The organism is Microbulbifer maximicatervae (SeqCode) (genome assembly GCF_052467695.1).
Genome location: NZ_CP174320.1, coordinates 4876618 through 4901035 on the forward strand (window position 1 = coordinate 4876618; position 24418 = coordinate 4901035).

21 protein-coding genes are annotated in these 24418 nt (G+C 44.4%); 14 read left to right on the forward strand and 7 right to left on the reverse strand.

The genetic code is table 11. The features are described 5' to 3' along the window. Nucleotides 1-98: 98 nt before the first annotated feature. Nucleotides 99-698, reverse strand: coding sequence for a CPBP family intramembrane glutamic endopeptidase (locus tag ACJJI8_RS21420; RefSeq protein WP_444933696.1), 600 nt, complete (start codon nucleotides 696-698; stop codon nucleotides 99-101). A gap of 382 nt (nucleotides 699-1080) precedes the next feature. Here ACJJI8_RS21420 and ACJJI8_RS21425 point away from each other — a divergent pair, with 382 nt between their 5' ends. Continuing rightward, nucleotides 1081-1665, forward strand: coding sequence for an exopolysaccharide biosynthesis protein (locus ACJJI8_RS21425; protein ID WP_282932146.1), 585 nt, complete (start codon nucleotides 1081-1083; stop codon nucleotides 1663-1665). A gap of 322 nt (nucleotides 1666-1987) precedes the next feature. Here the strand turns inward: ACJJI8_RS21425 and ACJJI8_RS21430 are convergent, their stop codons facing one another. The 3 genes from ACJJI8_RS21430 to ACJJI8_RS21440 are packed head-to-tail and all read right to left on the reverse strand — an operon-like array spanning nucleotide 1988 to nucleotide 4459. Next, nucleotides 1988-2599 carry a CPBP family intramembrane glutamic endopeptidase gene (locus ACJJI8_RS21430; protein WP_444933697.1) on the reverse strand — a complete coding sequence of 204 codons (612 nt, stop codon included), beginning with the start codon at nucleotides 2597-2599 and terminating at the stop codon, nucleotides 1988-1990. A 19-nt stretch (nucleotides 2600-2618) separates the two neighbouring features. Continuing rightward, nucleotides 2619-3146, reverse strand: coding sequence for a GDYXXLXY domain-containing protein (locus ACJJI8_RS21435; protein WP_444933698.1), 528 nt, complete (start codon nucleotides 3144-3146; stop codon nucleotides 2619-2621). Beyond that, nucleotides 3143-4459, reverse strand: a complete 1317-nt coding sequence (locus ACJJI8_RS21440) for a DUF2157 domain-containing protein (protein ID WP_444933699.1) — start codon at nucleotides 4457-4459, stop codon at nucleotides 3143-3145. The genes ACJJI8_RS21435 and ACJJI8_RS21440 overlap by 4 nt, the downstream gene beginning before the upstream one ends. 243 nt (nucleotides 4460-4702) lie before the next feature. Here ACJJI8_RS21440 and ahpC (ACJJI8_RS21445) point away from each other — a divergent pair, with 243 nt between their 5' ends. Next, the gene (gene ahpC, locus ACJJI8_RS21445; RefSeq protein WP_020413219.1) at nucleotides 4703-5269 is read left to right on the forward strand and encodes an alkyl hydroperoxide reductase subunit C; all 567 of its coding nucleotides are present in this window, start codon (nucleotides 4703-4705) and stop codon (nucleotides 5267-5269) included. Between the two features lie 86 nt (nucleotides 5270-5355). Here the strand turns inward: ahpC (ACJJI8_RS21445) and ACJJI8_RS21450 are convergent, their stop codons facing one another. Both ACJJI8_RS21450 and ACJJI8_RS21455 read right to left on the reverse strand, forming a co-directional pair. Then, entirely contained in the window at nucleotides 5356-6549 is a 1194-nt protein-coding gene (locus ACJJI8_RS21450) for an MFS transporter (protein WP_444933700.1), read from the reverse strand. Continuing rightward, nucleotides 6546-9947 carry a Gfo/Idh/MocA family oxidoreductase gene (locus ACJJI8_RS21455; protein ID WP_444933701.1) on the reverse strand — a complete coding sequence of 1134 codons (3402 nt, stop codon included), beginning with the start codon at nucleotides 9945-9947 and terminating at the stop codon, nucleotides 6546-6548. The genes ACJJI8_RS21450 and ACJJI8_RS21455 overlap by 4 nt, the downstream gene beginning before the upstream one ends. Before the next feature lie 344 nt (nucleotides 9948-10291). On the opposite strand from ACJJI8_RS21455, the gene ahpC (ACJJI8_RS21460) reads away from it, so the two are divergent. The 11 genes from ahpC (ACJJI8_RS21460) (at nucleotide 10292) to ACJJI8_RS21510 (ending at nucleotide 22341) form a co-directional block, all read left to right on the forward strand. Beyond that, nucleotides 10292-10858 (forward strand): alkyl hydroperoxide reductase subunit C, encoded by a 567-nt coding sequence (gene ahpC, locus ACJJI8_RS21460; protein WP_444884410.1) that lies wholly within the window; start codon nucleotides 10292-10294, stop codon nucleotides 10856-10858. 76 nt (nucleotides 10859-10934) lie between these two features. Next, nucleotides 10935-12485 carry an alkyl hydroperoxide reductase subunit F gene (gene ahpF, locus ACJJI8_RS21465; protein WP_444933702.1) on the forward strand — a complete coding sequence of 517 codons (1551 nt, stop codon included), beginning with the start codon at nucleotides 10935-10937 and terminating at the stop codon, nucleotides 12483-12485. A 300-nt stretch (nucleotides 12486-12785) separates the two neighbouring features. Beyond that, nucleotides 12786-13763, forward strand: coding sequence for a right-handed parallel beta-helix repeat-containing protein (locus ACJJI8_RS21470; protein ID WP_444914218.1), 978 nt, complete (start codon nucleotides 12786-12788; stop codon nucleotides 13761-13763). Between the two features lie 461 nt (nucleotides 13764-14224). Then, the gene (locus ACJJI8_RS21475; protein ID WP_444897832.1) at nucleotides 14225-15163 is read left to right on the forward strand and encodes a right-handed parallel beta-helix repeat-containing protein; all 939 of its coding nucleotides are present in this window, start codon (nucleotides 14225-14227) and stop codon (nucleotides 15161-15163) included. 402 nt (nucleotides 15164-15565) lie between these two features. Further along, nucleotides 15566-16450, forward strand: a complete 885-nt coding sequence (locus ACJJI8_RS21480; RefSeq protein WP_444916740.1) for a hypothetical protein — start codon at nucleotides 15566-15568, stop codon at nucleotides 16448-16450. 398 nt (nucleotides 16451-16848) lie between these two features. Beyond that, nucleotides 16849-18267 carry an alpha/beta hydrolase family protein gene (locus ACJJI8_RS21485; RefSeq protein WP_444933703.1) on the forward strand — a complete coding sequence of 473 codons (1419 nt, stop codon included), beginning with the start codon at nucleotides 16849-16851 and terminating at the stop codon, nucleotides 18265-18267. A 59-nt stretch (nucleotides 18268-18326) separates the two neighbouring features. After that, nucleotides 18327-19433: a sensor histidine kinase gene (locus tag ACJJI8_RS21490; protein ID WP_444933704.1), complete on the forward strand. Its 1107-nt coding sequence runs from the start codon at nucleotides 18327-18329 to the stop codon at nucleotides 19431-19433. A gap of 3 nt (nucleotides 19434-19436) precedes the next feature. Beyond that, nucleotides 19437-20153 carry a LytR/AlgR family response regulator transcription factor gene (locus ACJJI8_RS21495; RefSeq protein ID WP_444933705.1) on the forward strand — a complete coding sequence of 239 codons (717 nt, stop codon included), beginning with the start codon at nucleotides 19437-19439 and terminating at the stop codon, nucleotides 20151-20153. A 282-nt stretch (nucleotides 20154-20435) separates the two neighbouring features. After that, nucleotides 20436-20939 (forward strand): ester cyclase, encoded by a 504-nt coding sequence (locus ACJJI8_RS21500; protein ID WP_444933706.1) that lies wholly within the window; start codon nucleotides 20436-20438, stop codon nucleotides 20937-20939. 117 nt (nucleotides 20940-21056) lie between these two features. Continuing rightward, nucleotides 21057-21521, forward strand: coding sequence for a condensation domain-containing protein (locus ACJJI8_RS21505; RefSeq protein WP_444933707.1), 465 nt, complete (start codon nucleotides 21057-21059; stop codon nucleotides 21519-21521). Between the two features lie 178 nt (nucleotides 21522-21699). Then, on the forward strand, nucleotides 21700-22341 hold the full coding sequence (locus ACJJI8_RS21510) for a phthiocerol/phthiodiolone dimycocerosyl transferase family protein (protein WP_444933708.1): 642 nt from the start codon (nucleotides 21700-21702) through the stop codon (nucleotides 22339-22341). Nucleotides 22342-22508: 167 nt separating this feature from the next. Here ACJJI8_RS21510 and ACJJI8_RS21515 read toward each other — a convergent pair whose 3' ends face one another. Further along, nucleotides 22509-22829 (reverse strand): SDR family NAD(P)-dependent oxidoreductase, encoded by a 321-nt coding sequence (locus ACJJI8_RS21515; protein WP_444935188.1) that lies wholly within the window; start codon nucleotides 22827-22829, stop codon nucleotides 22509-22511. A gap of 320 nt (nucleotides 22830-23149) precedes the next feature. Here ACJJI8_RS21515 and ACJJI8_RS21520 point away from each other — a divergent pair, with 320 nt between their 5' ends. Next, nucleotides 23150-24376, forward strand: coding sequence for a patatin-like phospholipase family protein (locus tag ACJJI8_RS21520; protein ID WP_444933709.1), 1227 nt, complete (start codon nucleotides 23150-23152; stop codon nucleotides 24374-24376). Nucleotides 24377-24418: the final 42 nt, after the last annotated feature.

A 24418-nucleotide genomic window follows, 5' to 3' on the forward strand; every position in this document is an offset into this window, starting at 1 on the left:
ATAATTCCGTAATGTCTCGGCGAATCTGGGAGGCTCCTTAAACCCCAAAGGTTAAATTCGGGAGCTTAAAACAAGTAAATCGCTCCCGAATACTACGGTTATTCTTTTACTTTAATCCCTAGCCAATGCGGATATTGAGTCAAAACAATAAGGACAATTGCATCGTAGACTGCGTGCCAGATTATCACTCCCAATAAGCTTCCGGACACTTGGTAAACCACTCCTAGAACCACACCAATTCCCAAAGTCAGAAAGAAATTGGTCCACGATGAGAAATGAAGTAGCGCAAATGCAATTGCGGAAATTAATAACCCCAAAAATGACGAGCTAAGTTCTGACAACCAGGACTGCAAAAACCCCCGAAACAAAAGCTCTTCGCAAATTCCGACTACAACAGAAATCAACAGCAGCTGAAAGAAAGACAATCGTGAAAATAGCGGAATCAAGGCGATCGATTGACGCCGCATTGACTTGCCAAGGGTCGTTTCTGAGCGAGTTAACGACAACATCACACCATAGGTAGCCATTGCACCAATGATGCCAATTGTTACTTGCAACCCTACACTATCACCAATGATCACTACCTTGGGTGAAGCCAGATAAAAGCCCAGAAGGGCCAACAACAAGCAAACAACCTGAGTGCCAATTAATAAAAGAAAAACTGGTGGATTCCCTTTTGTTTGGTCAACAGCATCCATTTGTGACCGTCCTTTTTATTAGTCGTTTATCGAGGTAATCGAGTGGCTCAGTACCTAAATAGACTGCCTTAGGATTACGTACCAACTAGAAACCACATCGAAATTTAATTAGCAGAAATAGGCACAACCGCCATCGACAATAATCTAACAGAAAATGATGACAGGCATAATCCTCCGCCAACGGCCCACCTCTATCCGTTTAGTTTGACGTCAGACAGCTTATCTCCTGTGAAAAACTGCCTGACTTTATCCGAAAAGCCGGTCACAGTGCTATGCTCGACAATATCAACGGAACCGGATAACTCCGAGAGACTACCCGGTTTCCAGCCCTCTTATCAGTAGATTGTCTTGCAAAGAAACTACACAGCAACTAATTCCAACCATGACACAAGAAATCATAGGACTGGGCCAGCTGCTGAAGGATATTGAGGAGAAAAGTCAGGGGCAGGAAAAAATCTCCATCCAGCATGTTATTGAGGCTGTGGGGCTTCGATCCTTTGCCCCGTTCCTTATCCTTATCGGGTTGATCCTGTTTTCCCCTCTGAGCGGTATTCCCGGAATGTCTACCGCGATGGGCGTATTGCTACTACTGTTTGCCCTACAACTGCTGATGAAGCGCAACTATATCTGGCTTCCACAGTGGTTAATCAACCGCTCCATATCCAGCGAGAAGCTGATGGATGCCCTGCACTGGATGGAAAAGCCCGCCCGGTTTGCCGACCGCTGGATTCAGCCACGGATGGATTTTATCGTGCGCCGATATGGCACCTACGCTATTGCTGGAACCTGCATTTTTATTGCTTTGACCCTGCCAATAATGGAAGTAATCCCCTTCTCTGCCTCAACTGCTGGTCTCGCTCTCACCATTTTTGGGCTATCGCTGGCAGCTCGAGACGGACTCTTAGCGCTTATTGCTTTTATCCTAACGGCCTCCCTGGTACTAGTGGTGATCGTTGCCGTGATCTAGGGAGCCTCTGAATAACTCCGTGATACCTCTGGCTTGCAGAGCGGTTCACAATCAAGGCGCGGCTTCGCAGGAATGTCTAGACCTTTCAAGAAGTCGCAACGCGGAGTGTGAATCGCTCTGCAAGCCCCGAAGGGCGGGCCTTGAAGGCCACAGCTGCTGCGTTGCAGCTCTTGCAAAGGACCGAGCCATTCGCGGCGAGCTGCGCCTAACATCTGTAGCCTTCAAGGCCCGCAGAGGCATTATGGAGTTATTCAGAGGCTCCCTAGGAGCCCGCGAGTAACTCCGTAATATCTCTGTGGGTCTCCAGACCAAAGCTAGCTACTTACCCTCGCTTTAAAACTTGATTTTTTAATCCGAGCAAATGGGGAAAGTGCACTATGGCGAAAATTGCCAAAAGGTCGTATACCGCATGCCAAACAATCGCCCCCACCAAGCCCCCGGACATTTGGTAGAAAATGCCTAAAATAAGCCCAATCATAAAGGTAAGGAAGAAGTACACCCAGGAAACACAGTGCAGTAATGCGAATATCAGTGATGCACCCAATAAGCCGAGGAATGGCGTACTGAGCTGGGAGAGCCAAGACTGTAGAAAACCACGAAACAACAGCTCCTCACAAACACCTGCAGCCAGGGCAACCCATACCATTTGTGATGGGGACAACTTGGAAAATAGCGGAATCAATTGAGTACAGTGGAGCCGCAGCATTTTCCCAAATAGCGTCTCAGAGCGAGCTAATGTCAGTACTACCGCAAATGTGACAATAGCGCCTAACAATCCCAACAGCAGTTGCAGCCATACCGCATCACCAATAAATGAAACTTCCATTGGCACAAGGTAGAGCCCCAGAGCCGCAAGCAATAGACAGCCCAGTTGAATATCCATTAAAAAAAAGAAAACCGGCAGGCTGCGCCGTGCCGGACCAATCGCTTCCATTCCTGATTTTTCCCTTTGCCTATTGATTTCCTGAGCCTCTGACAACCTTCAAGCTCGCTCGCCCATCCGCAGAAATCATCAATTCGGCCACGCCACCCTCCCGCAGTTGTTTTTCCAGATCCAGGGCTTTTTCCTTCGGAGCAAAGTAGGCTTCAATACCGTAGCGAATCCGATAGCTATCTGATGAATTCCAAAAATTCTGGCCTGCTACCCGCCCTCGAATAAAGACTCCGCCCTGTGGTTTTTCAAGGCTGACAGAGGCGCGTTCATACAATCCGGAAGCCCCTTTCTCTAAGCCCACATAAACCACCTCTCCCTGACGCAGTCGTCCCTGCCCTTTAAACAAGGATTTATCTAAAGTGGAAAAGGCGTAATTTAATTGGGCATAGTTACCGCGAAACAATGAGCGCGGGTCTACAGGAACAGTTTTCACTGTGACAGGCTGGCCCGTCCACAGAGGCATTTGAGCCTTAATATACATTCCTAACAGTATAAAAAACTGCACGCCAATGGCGGCAACCAGGCCAATCACAACTCTACGTTTCATCGCAAACTTCCCCCCGCCTGGTGATATTTCCAATACTTGGCTGCGGCCAGCAATAAAACTGCGAAGAGAATAAACAGGAGAGCAGCACCTATATAGTCGCCAATCAAGTCAATATAGCGCAGCAGAGCCGTCAATAGGACCGCCATAACTCCGAGGAAGAAGTAGTGCGAGATACCATCGTGAATACCCCTGAAGATCAACCAGATTCCACAGGCAATCAGGACAAAGTTTGTAAAAATTTGTAACCAAACTGCGTAATCACTGGAGCCGGCATTCGTTACAAACACAAGTACTGCCGCAAAAACACCGCACACTCCCAGTCCGAATAGCAACCTCTGAGACAGCAGCGCCAACACTATCGCTAGGGCAGACATAGTCCCCACTACCGCCCACATAGAGGGTAGGTGACTCCAGGGGGCTTCTATCATCTCCTCCCAGGGATATTCAAAGCTAAAAATCAGTAAGCCAATTAAAGTAAACCGAAGGCACCAAATAGAGATTACTGCTGCGTAGTCCTTGGCTACCGCCGACGGGCGAGTTGCCAACCAATGGGCAAAGCAATACATCAGGATAAAGAGCGAGACTGCAAGAGCAAGGTTCTCTGGATAAATATCCGCACTAAATTTCCCATCCTGCAGCCGCCAAAATTCTGATAGGGAAAATTCCAGCCAAAAACCTAAGCCAAAGATAAAGGTCAGCAAGAGAATCACGCTCGCACGACCACTTAACAGAATATAGAGGGCCCCCAGCAAGAAAACTGGGAACAGGGCGGGGTAAAAACCTAAACTCGACTCCAGGAAGAACCAAAGCAAAGCCAAGAGCAAGGACTGCTCCGCAATCCATGGGCTGCGGGTAATTAAAGCAAATGGCAAACTACCCAGTGCCCACCAGAAGATACCATCTGGCATATGCTCGCCCAAATGGTATACCTGTGCGATCAAAATAATCGCCGCACCAAAAAACAGGTTGCCCAACAAGAACAAACCCTCTCCGGCCTTCCGGTCTCCAGACAGGTAAACCTTAAACGCCACTCCCTGGGTCACCAAGGTCAAAGCGATCAGTCCCCCCATTCGCAGCGCTCTGGGGATTTCCTCCCAATTGGCTCCAATCAGTGTAATCACCGCCAGCCCGATAAAGAGATAGGCCAACCCAATCAAAATACGATATCCAAGCGTTCTTTCTTGCGCCCGGTGGTAATCCACTTCATAGCGGGCACAGATCTGCTCAGCCTGAGCTTCACTGATCACACCGTCTTCAACCCAATCTCCGGCCTCGCGGGCCAGATCATGCTTAAGCAACCGAATCAATCGCATAGATGCGCCTTGTGAAAAATTACCCATACCCGATGGATGGGTATTAATACTTTGGTCCCGAGTATCCCCGATGTAACCAGCGACCTCAAATTGGTACGGATTGCAGACTAAATTATCGCCAGGCTGTCTAGATAGCAGAAAACTATCTCAGATATTTAAATTGTTAATTTCTATTATTGATTACCATTCAATAGTATAAACAGCATCAAAGTTAAGAGCCAGGCACCCAATAAGGAGCTAACCATGTCCCGCTATATCGAATCCCAACTCAAGCCGTTTAACGCCAAAGCCTACCAAAATGGCGAATTTCACGATGTAAGTGACTCTGACGTCAAAGGTAAATGGGCCGTATTCTTCTTTTACCCCGCAGACTTCACCTTCGTATGCCCCACTGAATTAGGCGATCTGGCAGACAACTATGAGGAGTTTAAGAAGCTGGGTGTAGAGATCTACTCAGTCTCCACAGACACTCACTTCACCCACAAGGCCTGGCACGATTCCTCTGACACCATCGGTAAGATCCAGTACCCGATGATCGGTGATCCTACCGGTACCATTACCCGCAACTTCGGTGTAATGATTGAGGAAGAAGGCATTGCCGACCGCGGTACTTTCGTAATCGACCCGGAAGGCCGTGTTCAAATTGTGGAAATTACTGCTGGCGGTATCGGCCGCGATGCCAGTGAGCTGCTGCGCAAGATCAAAGCTGCCCAGTACATCGCTGCTCACCCCGGTGAAGTTTGCCCAGCAAAATGGAAGGAAGGTGAGGAAACCCTGGCCCCCTCTCTCGATCTGGTAGGCAAAATTTAAGACTTCCCAAGCCCTCACAGGATTGGAACTGGCCTTGCCCGCCCTTTTGGCGGGCATTGTCGTTAATCAAATATTGCTAATCCGTGTTAATGGCTTCTTTGCTTCGCAATAAGTGACAAAAGCAAGCAACATACAACTCCTCCCAAGAGGAACACAGGAACTACAAAGATTGCGGTTTGTATTCCATAACTTTCGTCTAACCATCCCACCAAAGCATGAGCCAGAATCAAGAAAATTCCCCCCATGCCTAAGGAGAATGAAACTGTAAAAGGGGGATTCTTACTACAATGTATCAACCATTCCATGGCATAAGGAAACAAGTAGGATAGTGTCAATCCACATACTGGAAACCATAGTGGACTCACCCAGTAGCCCAGAGAAAATACGGCTGCTGTCGATAAAAAGGAGACTATCAGCCAGAAAAAAGCACTTCCCTTCAGCAGGATAAAAGTGAAGGCCACTCTCCCCAAGCAAAGCAATCCGAAAAAGATTGAAAGCAAAATATCCGCCTCAACGGCCCAGTGCCCTCCCCTAGCTTCAAGAAACAGCAACATCCTACTCGCCAATATATGTTCAGCGCCGTTGTAGGCAGAAACAATAAACCCACCACCAATTGCGATCCACCACTCTTTCGGTTCTTTATCTCGTTGGCTTGTCTCCTTATAGGCGCCAGGGTTAAAAGAACTCCCATTTTTCCTCAGTTTTCCTTTTCTTCTTATTAATCCAGACAAGATAAAAAATAATATGCTTGCTGCTATCCCCCCAAACAAATAGAAACCGCCCTCCCATCCAAAGTGAAATTTATATAACAACCCAGGTAACAAAGGAGACAATATGGAGGCCACCCCATAGGTACTATGTAATCCACAATAACCTTGACGAGTTAAGTTATCAGGCACAAAAAGGGGTATTGCCACATTAATCAAAACCATGCTCCCTCCGGCACCCAAACCAAAGAGGAAGCTGCCCAGAATAAGCAGGGTAAACGAGTACAAATATCCAGAAATACCTGAAAGTACCGACCCTACCCCCATAAACACTACGAATAATGCTAACCCAGAGATCACTCTGATTTTTTTCACCCAGAGAGCCCCTGACAAAGTCATAAGTAAGGCAGAAAAAGTGGACAGGAAGAAAAAGGTGGAGCCCTTTGTTGGGGAAACAGAAAAAAAATCTAAAATTTTTGGATAAATTGGAGCTTTATAGACCTCCACAAAGCCCAGTAAAAATAGAGCCCCATAGCATGACAGCAATCCAAACCAATAGATGTTGCGTTTCACGCAGCTCTTCTTTTGATATATTGATCACACTCTTCAATCATTCGGATTGCTTGTATAGAGTCGGCAAGAGGAAGATCCGGTGATTCAATTAAGTTTTTCTCAATACATAACTGAACAGCCTGTGCCTCATAATAAAGCCCTTCAGAATTTGGATAATTAAACCTGCCTCTTATTCTCGGTAATGGGAATTCGTACAACTTAGTCTCATTATCTGTCCTTCGATCACCAGTGATCCGCGTCACTGACACCCTAGTTGGACAATGTGCCGGGGCAAACACTTTTATCCGCCCTTCTGTGCCATAGATTTCCAACTCTTCCGCACCCTCAACCAGATGACTCCAGGAAACTACAGCTGTTGATCCACTATCGAAGTGCGCATAAATGAGTCCGGCACCATCCTCCTGGAAACCGTAGTTATCCAGCACCCCAGAGAACTCCAGGTCTGATATCCCCCTACCCAATACCATCAGCGCCGTGTGGACAGGATACACACCGGCATCCATACCAGCTCCCACCTTCCATTTTGGAGACTGCAACCCTTCATCCTTACGCAGGTCAAAGCTCAAATCTGCACGAAGCTGGCTTACCTTACCTATATTTCCAAGACTAATAATATCTCTACAGTATTTAATAGCAGGGAAGAATCTCATCCACATCCCTTCCATGCAAAACAGCTGTTTTTTATTGGCAAGCTCTTTAATCCTTACAGCATCCTCAACTGTTAACGCCAGAGGTTTTTCAATAAGAACAGGCTTACCTGCCATTAATGCTAATTCAGCATGTTGTCGGTGTAACTCGGGGATAGTTGCAATATAGACAATGTCAATATCAGGATCAGAAACAAGTTCCAGGTAACTGCCATAAGCCCTACTTGCTCCATGACTATTCGCAAACTCTCTCGCCCTATTAAAATCCCTGGAAGCTACAGCAAACACTTCTGAGGAATCCAGGTAATCGAGGACTAATGCAAAATCATTTGCTATTCTTCCACAGCCTATAAATCCCCAGCGCAGCCTTCTCAATGGTAGTTTTTTAGCGCTTTGATGACTGGTCAAGTCTAATTGCTTGGGTAAATACTCCTCCTCTGCTATTTCATCAGGATCCAATATGAGCTCTGGATGACGAGTAAGCCTTTCTTGCAGGTCATACCAAGCGCTTTCCAGATGGTTCGCCTCTATCTTATTGACCCAAATACAGTTTCCTAGAGGGGCTGGGAGAGGCGCTCGCAAAGTACCGGAGCGATGAATCGAGATCTGTTTTATTGCCGTCTTGTATACATCCAGGCTCAGCCCTTTGACGCTAGCTGCAAGACCCAGCTGTACGTAAATTCCAAATAGTAACTCAATGTCTGCCTTGGATATCAATCCCATTTTTTCAGCTACCAGCGAAGTAAACAGGCAATCAATGCCCACAGCTTCACCATGCATCAACCTAAAAGCCTCATCACGCTCCAACCAGCGGGATAACGTATGTCCAAAGTCCATTGGTCTGGATAAGTTCTCTTCTTTTAAGTCTCCCGCAATACTATCCAGCATGGCATCAATACAATTTATCAGCAGTTTATAGGATGCATCTCCCGGCAGGCCATCAGGTTCTAAAAAACTGTTTTCCAACAGAGTGGCACCCTGAGCTGACAAGGTATCGAGCACATCCTTGTTGAATACCACTCCAACCTTAATCATTTCACCAATCGCACTTTTTAATACCCGCTGTGGATTAGTTTTCAAGAAGGAGGGATCAATAATGGTATGCAAGGGACAATGAAAAGCACCAATCCCATTCTTAATATTGTGGTTCACACTGACTTTAATGCCGATAGAGGAGTCAATCATTCCCATTAGAGTCGTTGGAATACGTATCCAGGGTGTATTGCGTCGCCACACCGCACTGACAAACCCAATCGTATCGGTTACCGCCCCTCCGCCCATAGCTAAGATTGGCTCCCTGTAACGAAGAGGGTTTGCCTTCCATATCTCATCAATCATACTGATAAGACTATTAATATTTTTTGACTGTTCGCCACCCTTCATAACTATCGGGATGAACTCAACCCCCATGGACTCTTGCCACTCGGTAATACCCTTCCCATAGAGTTCCCATACCTTGTCATCAACACAACAAATAATTCTGTTCTGCGGCGGTCTTAGGAGTTCTATAAGGAATTTATTACCAGGATTAAAGGGTCCATGGTGGTACCAGATTCTTTGGTTTGTTGGAGCCTGACAAATAGTATCTGAAATTTGTACGATAGAATGATGGCTTTCATCTTCTCTTAATTGAGCCTTAATACTGGGCTCTATCCCTGCGGCTAATTCGAGAACACCACATGCATGAAGCAGTCGCGGCAGGCTCAAGTATTTCTCATCATCGCTATCTAGAATGGATTCAATAAACAGCCGCTTCAGATTGCGATAATCTCGCTCAAACAAGTAGCAATACCACATCCCTCCCTTTTCTTTTCTAGTAAGCTCAAGTGCCCGATCAAGCACATCTTCCATGGCCTGCCGAATAAAAACAGGGTCACCTCGAAGGCCTTTTCGCATCACTATGCAATTTTCGACGCCTTCACAACGGGTGGCCAGAAAAGAGAAGCTCACTCCAAGATTAGTTTTTAGCGTAAAAGACAGCTTTTTGAAGTCCTCGATATCACCGAAGCGCTTCTGCACGGTTTCATCTCGGTTCACCACTACATCAGTAATGTTGTGAAGAGCAAGGTTCCACTTTGCTATACAGAGTTCAAGTTCATGGCAACACTGGTTGAGCAGCATACCCTCGGAATTTTGCCTAAAAATGCTTTCCAGGTTGGCTTCCGGATGCGGGTTGTGATGAATGAATCCGACACTCCTGGACTTCAACTTCCATTGCTCGTTAAGCCTCTCGGCTCTATCCACGTAATTTGCGATATGCTTTTGATAGCCAACAACAACATTTACATTATTCCTGTCGGCAATCCTTTCCATTTCACGCAGTTTTTCCAGCGAGTCTGCACCTGGTTTTTCAAGGTATATATTCCTATATCCTTTATTAACTACCGATTTAAAAATCCCCTTCGCGAGTGGAGTCCTCACCGAGATAACAACCAAATTTTTAAAGGAGGGATGCGCATCAGGTATTTGCGCCACCGAGGAATAAGTTTTGAAATCGCCATACTGAGCTTTAAGTCTTGCCATCTCGTTTCGGAAAACCATCCCTTTTTCAGATGACTCGACATCACTGGAAAGCCAATACTCTTCAACAATCGCATCCACCACTACATTTCGCATATTCATTAGCTGAGACAAATGCAGCCATCCGATTGACTCCCCAGGCAGACCGACACCTACCACCGTGACATGCACCACATACTGATTCATAGCGGCAACATTTAACCTCACATCCGCTGGCACTACCCAGATCATCAGAACCGGGCTTGCACTTCTAACTTATTGCTAATGTGCGCTGATTTACGACTCAACTCTTTTTTGATGCCTGAGGGTATGGACCGCGATCAACACATCTATATGTCGTCTTTGCGGCTCAATAGACATCAGGATGCACCGATAAGGTTTCACCTAACGGCTGTCGCTTTGCCAAAGCCATTAAATAGCGGCTAAACACCCAATCAATCAAATAGCCAACAACGATTGCCAAAAGCTATCACACGCATTTACATTAATAATTTTTATCAAAGAGCATCGACCGATAGTATTGATCCCACTTCCAAACAACGACCGACAAGACAGTGATAAATAAGGAGCTATCCATGTCACGTTACATCGAATCCCAGCTGAAACCCTTTAACGCCAAGGCTTATCAAAACGGCGACTTCTTCGATATCAGCGACGCCGACGTTAAAGGCAAGTGGGCCGTATTCTTCTTCTACCCCGCAGACTTCACCTTCGTCTGCCCCACTGAGCTGGGCGATCTGGCGGACAACTATGAAGAGTTCAAGAAGTTGGGCGTTGAGATCTACTCCGTATCTACCGATACCCACTTCACCCACAAAGCCTGGCACGACTCTTCCGACACCATCGGCAAAATCCAATACCCGATGATCGGCGACCCCACCGGCACCATCACCCGCAACTTCGGTGTGATGATCGAGGAAGAAGGCATAGCCGATCGCGGCACCTTTGTAATCGACCCGGAAGGCCGTATCCAAATTGTCGAGATCACTGCCGGCGGAATCGGCCGCGATGCCAGCGAGCTGTTGCGCAAGATCAAAGCTGCCCAGTACATCGCCGCTCATCCCGGTGAAGTCTGCCCGGCCAAGTGGAAAGAAGGCGAAGAGACCTTAGCCCCCTCCCTAGATCTGGTAGGAAAGATTTAACCCAAATACCTCTGACCCGGCCCATCAAAAGGTGGGCCACAACCAAGCCTTAAATTGTTAGAGAAAGGACACACCGATGTTGGACGCAAACCTGAAAAAACAACTGGACACTTACCTGCAGAATATCGTCAAACCGATCGAGATTCGTGTGTCCACAGATAACAGTGAAAAATCCAAAGAGCTGGAGGCGCTGGTAGATGAAATCTCCGGACTCTCCAACAAAATTACTGCACAGCAGAGTCAAGCCAAGCGCACGCCGAGTATGGCCATCGCCCCTGCCGGAGAGGAACCCCGGGTTAGCTTTGCCGGTATTCCCCTGGGACATGAATTTACCTCACTCGTACTGGCACTATTGCAAGCGGGGGGCCATCCCTCAAAAGCAGACCCGGAGCTACTGGAGCAGGTACGAAACCTGAAGGGTGAATTCCACTTTGAAACCTATATCTCCCTCTCTTGCCAAAACTGCCCGGATGTTGTCCAAGCGCTGAACCTGATGGCAACCCTCAACCCAAACATCACCCACGAAATGATCGACGGTGGCCTGTTCCAGGAGGAAGTTGAAAAGCGCAATGTTATGGCTGTACCTGCGGTTTACCTCAATGGTGAACACTTCGGCCAAGGCAGGATGTCCCTCGAAGAGATTGTTGGAAAACTGGATACTGGCGCAGCCGAGCGTAAAGCTGAAGAACTGAATGAAAAAGCACCCTACGATCTTTTAGTGGTAGGGGGTGGCCCAGCGGGCGCAGCGGCTGCTATTTATGCCGCTCGCAAAGGCATTCGCACTGGCATAGTGGCAGAACGCTTCGGCGGCCAGGTAATGGATACCGTAGGCATCGAGAACTTTATCTCTGTACCTTATACCGAGGGCCCCAAGCTCGCAGCCAGCCTTGAGCAACACGTAAAAGAGTATGGTGTTGATATCATTACCGATCAACGCGCAGCCAACTTGCGACGCAACGAAATGGTAGATATCAAACTACAAAGCGGTGCTACCCTATCCAGCCGCTCTGTAGTATTGGCTACCGGTGCCCGCTGGAGAGAACTGGGGGTACCTGGCGAAGCGGAGTACCGCACCAAGGGCGTAGCCTACTGCCCCCATTGCGACGGCCCCTTCTTTAAAGGTAAGCGCGTAGCTGTTATCGGTGGCGGCAACTCGGGCATCGAAGCAGCGATCGACCTCGCCGGAATCGTCGAGCACGTCACCGTACTGGAGTTCGCCGATAAACTGCGTGCAGACGAGGTGCTGGTACGCAAGGCTCAGTTAATGGATAACATTGATATTATCGTCAATGCGCAAACCACCGAAGTCCTCGGCGACGGCAACAAAGTTAACGGCCTGGCCTATACCGATCGAGAGAGTGGTGAAAACAAGCAACTCGACCTGGCAGGCGTCTTCGTACAGATTGGCCTGGTACCCAATACGGAGTTCCTTAACGAAACCGATATAGAGATGAATCGCATGGGCGAAATCGTGATCGACGAGCGCGGCGCAACTTCAGTCCCCGGCGTCTACGCCGCCGGCGATGCGACCACTGTCCCCTACAAACAGATAGTGATCTCTATGGGTGCAGGTGCAACTGCTTCGCTGGGCGCATTTGACTACTTGATTAGGTCTTCGGTTGAATAACACCAAAGCGTTAAAAAGGGCCAGTCATTGACTGGCCCTTTTTATATTCACTTTAAGCATGGACAATATAGGAGAACAGATTTCAAGCTAAGACCTGAGCCCACATAAAATATCATGCGCCATTTATAAACCTATATTTATAATGGACACTAAATCCGCACCTTTAATTTATATATATTATTAACAAACCAAAAACAAACTGGTTAAACCCTATAAAATACCACTTGGCATCACCTATCAATTACTAATCGAAAGAAAACTTTAGAGTAAATAATAGACTCATTATCTTGGGAGCCCCCCATGAAGAAGCCAAGCCTAACGCTATTTTTATCCCTGCTACCAACCTTTGGATTACCTTTAGCCTCAAACAGTTTTGCTGTGAGCTGTGGCGACACGATTACTACCCAGGAATCCCTCACAGAAGATCTCTCTTGCGAAACCAATCCAGCCCTCACAATCGACGGCCCCGGTGGCGGGCTGAACTTAAATGGATTTACTGTTACCTGTATAGAACCATTACATGAGGGCATCTATCTAACAGGCCTAGCTGCAAGCCTATTTAATGGTGTAATAGACAATTGCAATGACTCAATAGCACTTACGGAAGATGGTGTTCATTTTGTCAGTGATATTGAGATTAATAACCTTGTAGGTGTGGGCGTACGTATTGAAAGTAACAGTAATTTTGTTACCGGCATCGTGATACCTTTTAATGGTACGCAATATGCAATAGGCATAGAAACAGCTAATCCCGCAAGCCTCAATCAGATCACTGGAAATTTTCTAGAGTTCCCGGGATTTTCAGGAATATATATAGAGGGGCGAAGCAATACAGTCACCGGAAATGAAATTCTTAACCCTGGTGATTTTGGCATAGCTCTTGATTCTGATGGAGGGAGCAACTTAATCCTACTTAACACTATAATCAGTGACAGTAAAGCGAGAATACTCAACACTCTCAATGGCGATGGAGATGTGGGAATATATGTAAGTTCAGATTCAAATCTCATATCCCAAAACAGTATATCGAACAGCACCACTGGAATCAGAATCAACAACAGTGACAGCAATACCGTAAGCAGCAATGAAGCTGACAATAACATTGACTATGGCATAGTGATCGAGGGAACTAGCGCAGAATTCAATAACATTTTATCTAATACAGCCAATGACAATGGTATATTCGACCTTTACTCCCCTGATGATCCGAACTGCACATCTTCGAACAACTGGATTGGCAATAGTTCTACCATTAATGACCCTAACTGCTTGGATTGAGGCTTTGCCAAACTAAATCCATAAAATTATCTAGTTAAGCAATAGCCGAGCGGTATATTGCTTACTTATAAAGTATAAAAAAGTAAAGAATCTCTTAGCAATCATTCGTAGCTAATACTCCCCGATAACGGATTGAGAGTGAAATCAATACTCACATCTTCATAGCCCCCAAATTACAACCATGCCAGCACTAATGGGATAAAGCTAAAACTGACTTCTACCAGAAAAAAAGTATTACGCAAAAGTTCCAGACACCCATAAACCTTACTGAAAGTAAGATTCAATATTTACAATGGGTTTTAAAATCAAAGCCATAATTTAAATTAAATATTATCGAAAACAAATAAAAAAGCTAATAATAGTAAAAGTAACTCTAGCCCAGCTTACGCACTCATCCAATCTAACCATAGAAAATGAATCACCCTCAATAACATAACAACCGCGAACAAGGAATGGAAAGTATGAAAAAACTAAAATTAGCCCTTGCCTATTTTCTTTTGCCCGCTGCTGGAATAGCAATTTCCTTCGAAAGCTATGCTGTTAGCTGTGGAGATACCATTACCTCCCAAGAAACACTGACTCAGGACTTAGTCTGTGCCACTAATCCCGCACTAACAATTACCGGTCCCTTGGGCGGACTTGATATGGATGGATTTACTGTTACGTGCTCTGCCTCAACAGACGACGGCATACTCCTAAATGGCCTATCTGCTAGTTTAACCTCTGGAGTTATCGATAACTGTAACAACTCTATTATGTTACAAGACGATGGGTCCCACTATGTTACAAGTGTTGATATAGATGATCCTGATGGAGTAGGAGTACTTATTTCAAGCGATAGTAACTTTGTCACCGGCATCCAGATACAATCTGATGGCGTAACCTCCGGAAATGGTATAGAAACTGAAGATCCCGCTAATTATAACCAAATCATCGGAAATACTATCGATAGCACCGGTGGAGATGGAATATATCTAGAGGGAATCTCAAACAATGTTACTAGCAATATAATCACAAATGCTGGTGGTGACGGTGTTGATTTCGATCCCGATGGTCGTTCAAATATCCTTATATTGAATGTTATTGATAACAGTACAGACGTTGGCATTGAGATAGATTCCAACTCTAATCTCATTTCTCAAAATGTAGTGACAAATAACGTGACAGGTATCAGGGTTGAGAGCGCTGATAACAACACCATTAGTGTAAATAGTGTAAGTGATAACAATGACTACGGAATATCTATTGAAAGTGGAAGCGCCGACGGTAATACCGTCTTATCTAACTCCTCCTTAAACAATGGGATCTTTGACCTTTACTCACCCAACGATCCAACTTGCACTGATAACACTTGGATAGGTAATACTTTTGTTACCCGTGACCCTTCATGTTTAGAATAAATTAAACCCTAAATAACTCAAAACTAAAGGCGATAATCAAGCTCTGTATCGCCTTCTCTCAATGACTATCATTTGAGCAATAGAATACCTTTTAAGTTAATTCATACATTGTTACCGGCAGTCCTCTATCAAGCTTTCTTCAGCAAGAATTTCACACCGACAATAAGTAAAACCTCCCATTAAACTAATGTCCCACTAAATCAGCACTTACCTCTCATAGCGCCTATCTAGGCCATCTATCAAACTCATACTTGTATCAACCCCATTCACAAGGAGTACGTGCCAGATTGTCGGCCAAATTCTGACGATCAGGCTAATGAGCGGTGATTGATACGACCTCAACCTTGAAATGCAATGGAAAACGACATTGGTCGTACAGTCTCATCACTAAAGGAGTTACTGATGAAGAATATTGCACCTCTAGCCGCCAGTATTGCCCTGGCAATCATTAGCCAGGGCGCTATCGCCGACACCAATACTGCAACGGTTTACCAAGAAGGTCTTGGGAACACTGCAACAGCTGATCAAAGTGATCCAACCGCCACAAACAATACCATCGATCAAACTCAGATCGGTGATAACAACACCAGCTATGCGGAGCAATCCGCTAACAGTGATGGTGGCACGATTATTCATAACCAAACTGGCGATATGAATACCGCCGAGTCCTATCAGGATAACTCTGTAGGCGCCTATATCGAGATCAATCAAGGAGACAACAATCAGTACGTCTTCACTCTCCAGTCATTTGTTGACGGTAGCACCATGTCCATTACCCAAGATGGGGATGGCCACAGTGCAACCTTAACTCAAACCAATAGTACCGATGATGTTATTGTGGTGACTCAAGCTGGGGTAAACCAAACTGCATTTGTTACCCAAACACTGACGTCAAATAGTGAAGTCTATGTAGATCAGCTCGGCGACTCCAACCTGGCGACCCACAATCAAGTCAATGGAGACTCCAACTACTCCTCCTCATATCAGGACGGTACTACCAATACCCTTAATGTGATTCAAACCAACGATGATCACGAGAGCAGTCTCTGGCAAATTGGCGACAACAATGTTGCCATTCATAACCAGACGGGTTCAGATCACTACGCACTGACTGAGCAGCTCGGAACTTCCAACTTTGCCAATATTACGGCAACAGGTATTGGTTCTTCCGCTCAAACTTACCAAAATGGTGTGGGTAACGCCCAGACAACAACACAAATTGGCGATGCGCAATCTGCTTTTGCCAATCAAACCGGAAACGCAAACGTAGGTGTGATTCTACAGTAAACGCTTCATCTCGCAGTGCTGCCCATAAATGGGCAGCACCCATGGACTCATTGGCACCGAAAGACCATCTTCCAAAGAGTTATTTCCGAAACAACTCTTGCCTTACATACATACCCCCAGTAATGGCCAAATTTTTTACCAACGTATATAGGCGATTCCGTGCTCGTCATAGGTACAATCCGCACTGTTAGTTAGTCTCTCCGTCCCAGCTATCAGGATAAGTCGCCTCTATCTGATGACGTAATATACCTTTGCCCCACGCCTAACTAAACAAAGGGTAGTCAAGACTTCCTCGCCTTTCAGCAGCCCTATTCGCCACTTATCCTAATTTTAATCCAGAAGAATAAGATTCCTCTAAGATGGCAAGCATTCAGCAGGTGAACACAGAGAGAATAGTTATGCGATATATTCAAACTAGATTTTCAAAGACAAACGCAAAGTTAAAGACGCTTTTCTTAGCCGCCGGCCTGTTTTCTACTACAGCAAGTGCTGGTGGCATTGATGGAGAGTGGAAGGCCACTATCCAAACAGATAACGACAAGATACTTCCGATTGTCCTCCATTTTGATCAGGATAACGATAAATGGACGGGCGTACTGGATAGCCCTTCACAAAATGCCTATGGCATAGAGATGTCATCCTTGGACATTAGCGGCAACAACATATCCTTCGAAATTGAAGACTTAGGACTCAGCTACGAGGGGGCGTACAACCCAGTAGTTGAGCTTATGTTCGGATCATTTACTCAAGGGAAGTCACAAACTCTTAACTTCAGAAAGATAAATACTACTAAACCGGATAACCGTCCACAAATACCAACAGGCCCCTATCCCTATACTGTTGAAGAGGTAAGTTTTAAAAGTACAATCACAAATAATATAATCTCTGGAACATTGACCAAACCAAGCTCAAGGATAAAAGCTACTGCGATCCTGATTAGTGGTTCGGGGCCACAAGACCGAGATGAAACCGCATTCGGCCATAAAGCATTTGCGGTAATTGCCGACTATTTAACCCGGCAAGGGTACGCCGTATTGCGTTATGATGAACGAGGAATTGGTGACTCTACCGGGAGTTTCTCCACGGCAACTACCGAAGATTTTGCCAATGATACCAGTGCAATTGTGGATTATCTGAACAGTCGTAACGATCTCCCCAAGGGTAAAACGGGCTTGATTGGGCACAGCGAGGGGGGGATGATAGCCCCCATGGTAGCCAGCAGTCGTGATGATATTGCGTTTACAATTCTTCTCGGCGGTCCAGGGGTTAAACTACAAGAGCTCTTTTTCGACCAGTGGCACAGGGATAGAAAACACAGCGGTGTAACTGAGAAAAACCTACAAGAGTTACGCAAGCTTGATAAAATTGTTTTTGAACAATTTGCTCATCTTCCCATTGGGGGAACTATCAGTGATGAGTTGCACCAATATCTCTATAAGACTGTTGAACTCGAAGGCTTGGAAGGAGGCAAACTGGAAGCTCAAGTTGAGGTACTTAAGAAACAGTATTCCACCCCTTGGTTTCGTTATGCATTGAACTTCAACCCTGAGCCCTATTTAGAGGGTACAAAATGTCCTATTTTGGCTCTTAACGGCTCACTGGATTTTCAAGTTGATGCGGAAATGAACTTGGGCAACATAGAAAAGGTGTTGAGTAAATCCAATCATAAGGATTATGAAATTATTGAACTCAATAAAATGAATCATCTCTTTCAAACAGCCGAAACCGGTAGCTATGCCGAGTATGCGGAAATAGAGGAAACCTTTTCCCCTATTGCCCTCGAGACGATGTCAACCTGGCTGAATGAGAGATTCTGATTTCAACTAAACTCTGTGGCCCCAGAACAAGGGGCCATTTTATTAACATGTATTAATTTATGAAGTTACTGAAGTCCCCTGCACCTACGACAAAATTCTTAGCGTATCATTTTGGCGGCTGGCTAATATTCGCCCTAGTGAACTCCATTTCTCGCGGGTTACTTACCGATGAAAATTTCGAGCAGCTCGCCATACACGCACTCACCCTGTTATTAACCTGCGGAGCTTTAACACTAATCATTCGGGAAATGATTTATCGCTTTGACCTCTTAGATAAAAACTGGAGGCATCAGTGGCCCTACTTCTTTCTATCCTCAATCTCACTTGCATTTACCTGTGCCTATATTTCAGTTATTTTTCTATTCTCATATTATAATTTAATGGGATATACCACTCCCGACTCAATTTGGCACAACGTGCTTGGCAACTGGCTTATCATGACTATTTTATTAGTAAGCTGGACCCTAATTTATGTTACAGCGGTTAATCAAGACCGTTTACTCAAAGCTGAACAGGAAGCCATTCAACTTAACCTACAGCTCAATGAGGTTAAAATGGCAGCGCTTATGGGGCAGCTTAACCCACACTTTCTATTCAATGGACTAAACAATATTCGGGCCTTAATTCTTGAGGATGCTACTAAATCAAGAACGATGCTGACAAACCTCTCTGATCTACTGAGATATACATTGATGGCACATAAACAGAAAACCGTGCCACTCAGAGATGAGCTGGAAATTGTTTGTCAATATATCGACCTCCTCAAAATACAATATGAAGATCGTTTGACTTTCAAGTTGATAACTGATCCAGAGTTGATGGGAGAACGAATCCCTCCTCTTATTATCCAACTGCTCACAGAAAATGCGATACGCCACGGAATTGAAAAGTCCAAGCATGGCGGTGAAGTAACCATAAGAGTATCCCATGAAGAGGAACACCTAGTCATCACGGTAGCTAACCCAGGGACGTTAGAGCTAAACGCACCTACAGAAACGAAGCTTAGCAAAAAGAAAAATGAAAATACCGGGTTGGGACTAGCAAATATACAAAAACGATTGACTCTTCAATATGGTAACAACACATCCTTCCAGATAAGGCAACAAGGGCAGCAAGTTATTGCCCAATGCCATATTCCTACTTCATCTTTACAGTTGGCGGTATAATAAGTGAAAGCCATTATTATTGAAGATTCCAGACTCGCTCGTAATGAATTGAGAGAGCTGTTAAAGCCTCACAAAAATATTAACTTAGTTGCAGAGGCAAAAGATTGTGAGCAGGCAGTTTCTCTGATTTCAAAAGAACAACCAGACTTACTTTTTTTAGACATTAATCTACCAGATGGGACAGGCTTCGATATACTAGAACAGCTTGAAACTGCACCCCAAGTTATTTTCACAACGGCTTATGACGAATACGCCATACAAGCATTCGAAGTCAACGCTTTAGACTATCTCCTCAAGCCGATCAACCCGGAAAAATTAAAGCGGGCCCTTAACAAAACACTAAGTAACTCTTCCTTACAGGATGATAATCACTCATCGAACTACCTAGACACCAACAACAAGATCTTTATCAAGGACGGAGAGCGTTGCTGGCTAATAGAAATAGGAAATATCCGTTATTTTGAAAACTGTGGAAATCATGCTCAAGTATTCTTTGATAACAACAAACCGTTCATTTATAAATCATTATCCAAAATTGAGCAGCGTTTAAATCCTGAGATTTTCTTTCGCGCCAACCGCCAGCAAATCATAAACCTGAATTTTATTCAGGATATTCAACCATGGGTCAACAGCGGACTACTAATAACAATGACCGATGGAAAAGAAATTGAGGCTGCAAGACGCCCCGCTACTCGCTTACGGGAGATGCTAAGTTTTTAGGTCAGCCGTATAACCTGCTGCCAGGTACCATGCTGGCAGCAGCATCTCTATTACTCACCTCGTATAAATACTCTGTTGCTAATCTGAAACATCAATTTTAGCGGCATACTTTTAATCCAGTAAAGTCTAAAGATGGACAGCTTGCCAAACTACCTGAATATCGATTCACCTTATGGAATATGTGTCCATAATAGGAGATGACACAATTCTTTACTCATTTTTAATGTCGTTTACAAGACGTCCTGAAACACACCCTAATTTATGTAGAAAGGAATCTATCAAATGTTCAAACGAGCTTCCTGTTTGGTTTTAACAGCCCTTTTATTCAGTATCACCAATTTGGTGGCGGCACAGCCAAATAACTTAGAAAAGAATAAAAAACTCGCAATGCAAGCTGTGGGGTTGTGGCTAAGCGGCAATAAGATAGATCCCAAGACAATTTTATCTCCTAACTATATAAACAACCTGGATTCTGCGACAACGGATAGCGCAGGCCCACAAAAGCGTAACCTCAAACAATTTGAAGAAGAGGTGGCTAAGTTTCACAAGGCTTTCAAAGACATCAAGGCGGTCAGTACCAAGCAAGTAGCTGAAGGAGATTTAGTCGCAACCCATGTTACAGTCAGCGCTAATCATGTCGGCTCGTTTATGGGGGAATCTCCAACCAAAAAAACAATCACCTGGGATGCCGTAGAATTCTCCAAGATTCAGGACGGCAAAATAGTCGAAGCTTGGGTCACTTGGGATAAATATGGATTCCTAAAGCAGCTTGGTGCACTGAAGTAGTCAATTGCGGAGTAATACTATCCTTGACAGCAACTCAGGATACATTCCCGAATGCGGCACTCATGCTGCTCTGACCCCAAATAATCAAGATCGTCGATATTTTGATCGGTGTCTTTTATGAGTTTAGAAACTCCATCTCGAGAACTTGGCCCACAAGAGGCCTTATTTATAGAGATGACAAGGCTCTCCTATGGTGGCTTACAATTTGTTTCTTTCATTAGAGTCTGCAAATCGTTAAGTGTTGACACTTTACGCACAGGATTAGAGTACCTACACAAACGCCACCCTCTTCTACGCGCTCGTATCCAAAGAGGGGAAAAACTTCGCTGGATTTGCGACGTTGACTTTAATGATATCCCATTAAATATAAGCCAAGTTAGTGACACTCTCAATTTAGAGGATGAGTTTAAAGTTCACGGCATAAACTGCCTGGACAGTGAAAAATATGTATACAGCATAAAGCTATACCTCAATAAAGAAGGTCTCGTAGAGTGGATTTCCGTCATCAATATACATGCAGCATTTGATGGCAGATCAGTAATGATCTATATTTTCAAATTTAGACAAATTCCTGCAATCTAACGAAACACTTAAACAAGCCAAGTCACTTCCACTACAAGAAAGCATTGCGAGCCAGCTAGAGTCAGCTGGATATTTTGGAGAAAAGGGAGTTGAACATAAGAACATTGACGATTTCATCTGGCTGGTAGAAAAGCAAGCCGCTCCCAATGAGCGCAAGTCCTGTGCAATTTCATATCTTATGTCGCCAGAAAGAACTAAAAAACTCGCTAATTGGGGCAAGAGTAACGGCATAAAAATTACTGCAATCTACTGTGCCATTGCATCTATTGCTGCACGAGCAGTACCTATTGACAAAAAATTAACAGAAGTAATTTTATCGATGGATGCCAGAGGGCTATGCTCCCCGAACATTCCCATAGGGCATATTGGAGCCTTTTCCGAAACCGCTAGCTTGAAGCTCCCCCCCAATATAGAGTCTGCCAATGTTATTGATGTTGCCAAAATGCTACAAAAGCAAATCTTTTCGGTACTGCTCAAGCAGAGGCCTATGACAAAAAATCTCAGCTCAGACTATACGATGAGCGATATAACTCATATGGCTTCAGAGATAACAGCCCAACAAAAGTCCTTTCCAGCAGGGATTATTGTATCCAACGCAGGCAGCATACCTCTTTTAGCCGATGAAATGGAGTATTTTGAAATTCAGATGCCGATGATCACTCTAACTAACGGTATTAACCCATTAATGGCTGCTACCTTTACCACTTACCGTAATTCGGTCTTTGTTTTTGGGTATTGTGAACCATTGATTAGCAGACATAGTATTGATTTATTTGTTAATGAATATATGCGTATATTAAATGGCCTTATTTCGGAATAGCATTCCATGCAAGCAATTACTTTAAGCAAACAACCCTAAAATGGAAACTCTGAAAGCAGCCATTAAAAAATTAACTCTTATACAAATAAGCACCTCACAAACCCGCTAAAAATCAACTTGCTCTTTGAAGTGCCAAGCAATTATTTATATTAGCAAAGCTACTTAATCTAGAACATATTGCTCATCCCATAAGCTGAATAAATTTCTTGCATCGGCTCTTCTGTGGCCTTGTTAATTTTCCCAATTATGGAATTTAATCCTGTACCATCAACAGTTGTTCTAAATGAATGTTTATCAGGCTGAACAATCAGAGACTGAATGCCAAATTGAGCCAGCTCCACGCGGTAGTTTTCTCCGATTCCCTCTATTGCGTGCTTGGTAGTATTATATGAGCCAAGAAAAGGTAATACGAATTCCCCCAAAATACTTGATATCTGGACAATAGCTCCACTACCACGCTGTTTCATTTGCTGCAAGACCGCATGAATTAGTTGTTACAATCCAAACACATTAATTTCAAAAACCAAGATACATAATCTAGCTGCATTACTTCCGCTAGATATCATTGCATATACTATATCAATAGAAAGGCGGAGCTTACCAGCGTCGGATTTCGAGACAAGTCACCACCACCTAGAACAATTACACTTTCTACTTAAGCTCCGCGTAAACTCCTTACTATATTTCTTATAGATTTTGTTTTATTACCATTCAGTCTTTGAAGATATAAAATAAAAGTTAATATACCTTTGGGAGTTTGTCTTTAAAAAGTCAAAACCCATAAGGAATAGATGGTTTTGGGTACAACATGGCAAGTAAGTTCAACGCCTCTTTCAAAAAGACTATTATTGCACTTGTGTATCTTGCTGTTGGTTATGCTTTTTTCGCCTACGTTTATAACAATTTTTTTACGCAAACAACCACATTCCCCCGAGAGTCGGTCACGTATGATCTTACTCACAATACCGATTATCTCCAGCAAAAAGACACGATTAATATCCTCGTCGTAGCAGGCGGAGGAGTCAGAGGCTTAATTCCTCTACATGTACTGCAGTATATTGAAGACAAATTAGGGAAGCCCCTTGATCAGGTGTTCGACGTTTTTTCAGGGGTTTCCACTGGAGCCATTATCGCAACAGGCCTCAATATTCCTGATGAAGCTATTCCCAGCAGAAACGGGCAAAAGCTATCCCATCTCGACTATCTGGTTGATATCTATGAGAACGAAGTAAATTACCTTTTCTCTCCCCCTTGGTATCACAAGTTCCTAACCGCAGGCGGTCTGTTTTCACCCTCTTACTTTGGCAGCCGATTACATGAGGTAATGGAAAAACATTATACTAAAGACCTTAACTTTACTGAACTTGAGAACTACGTAATCATTCCTTCTTTAAACTTAAAGGACGGACAGATACATCTTTTCAAGAACAAAGGTGAGACAGTTAATTATCTCCCCACCGATCGGCTTTATCAATTAATGACAGCTGCGGTAAGTGCTGAAACTGCTTTTCCGCCTGTCGTATTCAATTATTCAGAAGATGAAGGTATCCAGCATTGTGAGCCTGAATTTGCAGAATCGGAAAACGAATCCCAATGTGTGTTTGCAGATGCAGCTATAGCTATGAACAACCCGGCCAGTATGATTCTTCGAGATGTTATCAACGAATTTCCCGATAAAAATTATTACATCCTGGTATTAGGTGCTGGCAGCCCTCGACTCCTTAGCTCAACAACAAACTACGACACATTGAAAAACTGGGGACAAATAAACTGGTTTCGAGATGCATTAACAAATATGCAGCGCTCAATGGATACACACCAGCTCCATACACTGGAAATTGCAAAGTCTTTATCTGAAGAAGGGAGGATAGAATACGACTATCTAAATATCGAAATTCGAGAGCCTTTTATCGGCATATTTGAGCATAAGAAGCTCCCAAAGTTAAAGGACTATTCGGACCAACTAATCAAAGACAATCAGGCCCAAATCGATATAATTATCGACCATTTAAAAAGTGAGAGCATTAAAAAATAAAGCGAAAAATCTTGACAGAAAATTCCTAAATCAGCAACCACC

Bases quoted from the DNA above. Each gene is read 5' to 3' on its own strand.
- ACJJI8_RS21500 (WP_444933706.1), top strand. From the start codon at position 20,436: ATGTTCAAACGAGCTTCCTGTTTGGTTTTAACAGCCCTTTTATTCAGT.
- ahpC (WP_020413219.1), top strand. From the start codon at position 4,703: ATGTCCCGCTATATCGAATCCCAACTCAAGCCGTTTAACGCCAAAGCC.
- ahpF (WP_444933702.1), top strand. From the start codon at position 10,935: ATGTTGGACGCAAACCTGAAAAAACAACTGGACACTTACCTGCAGAAT.
- ACJJI8_RS21435 (WP_444933698.1), bottom strand. From the start codon at position 3,146: ATGAAACGTAGAGTTGTGATTGGCCTGGTTGCCGCCATTGGCGTGCAG.
- ACJJI8_RS21520 (WP_444933709.1), top strand. From the start codon at position 23,150: ATGGCAAGTAAGTTCAACGCCTCTTTCAAAAAGACTATTATTGCACTT.
- ACJJI8_RS21430 (WP_444933697.1), bottom strand. From the start codon at position 2,599: ATGGAAGCGATTGGTCCGGCACGGCGCAGCCTGCCGGTTTTCTTTTTT.
- ACJJI8_RS21475 (WP_444897832.1), top strand. From the start codon at position 14,225: ATGAAAAAACTAAAATTAGCCCTTGCCTATTTTCTTTTGCCCGCTGCT.
- ACJJI8_RS21470 (WP_444914218.1), top strand. From the start codon at position 12,786: ATGAAGAAGCCAAGCCTAACGCTATTTTTATCCCTGCTACCAACCTTT.
- ACJJI8_RS21440 (WP_444933699.1), bottom strand. From the start codon at position 4,459: ATGCGATTGATTCGGTTGCTTAAGCATGATCTGGCCCGCGAGGCCGGA.
- ACJJI8_RS21425 (WP_282932146.1), top strand. From the start codon at position 1,081: ATGACACAAGAAATCATAGGACTGGGCCAGCTGCTGAAGGATATTGAG.
- ACJJI8_RS21480 (WP_444916740.1), top strand. From the start codon at position 15,566: ATGAAGAATATTGCACCTCTAGCCGCCAGTATTGCCCTGGCAATCATT.
- ACJJI8_RS21420 (WP_444933696.1), bottom strand. From the start codon at position 698: ATGGATGCTGTTGACCAAACAAAAGGGAATCCACCAGTTTTTCTTTTA.
- ACJJI8_RS21485 (WP_444933703.1), top strand. From the start codon at position 16,849: ATGCGATATATTCAAACTAGATTTTCAAAGACAAACGCAAAGTTAAAG.
- ACJJI8_RS21510 (WP_444933708.1), top strand. From the start codon at position 21,700: ATGTCGCCAGAAAGAACTAAAAAACTCGCTAATTGGGGCAAGAGTAAC.
- ACJJI8_RS21490 (WP_444933704.1), top strand. From the start codon at position 18,327: ATGAAGTTACTGAAGTCCCCTGCACCTACGACAAAATTCTTAGCGTAT.
- ACJJI8_RS21505 (WP_444933707.1), top strand. From the start codon at position 21,057: ATGAGTTTAGAAACTCCATCTCGAGAACTTGGCCCACAAGAGGCCTTA.
- ahpC (WP_444884410.1), top strand. From the start codon at position 10,292: ATGTCACGTTACATCGAATCCCAGCTGAAACCCTTTAACGCCAAGGCT.
- ACJJI8_RS21455 (WP_444933701.1), bottom strand. From the start codon at position 9,947: ATGATCTGGGTAGTGCCAGCGGATGTGAGGTTAAATGTTGCCGCTATG.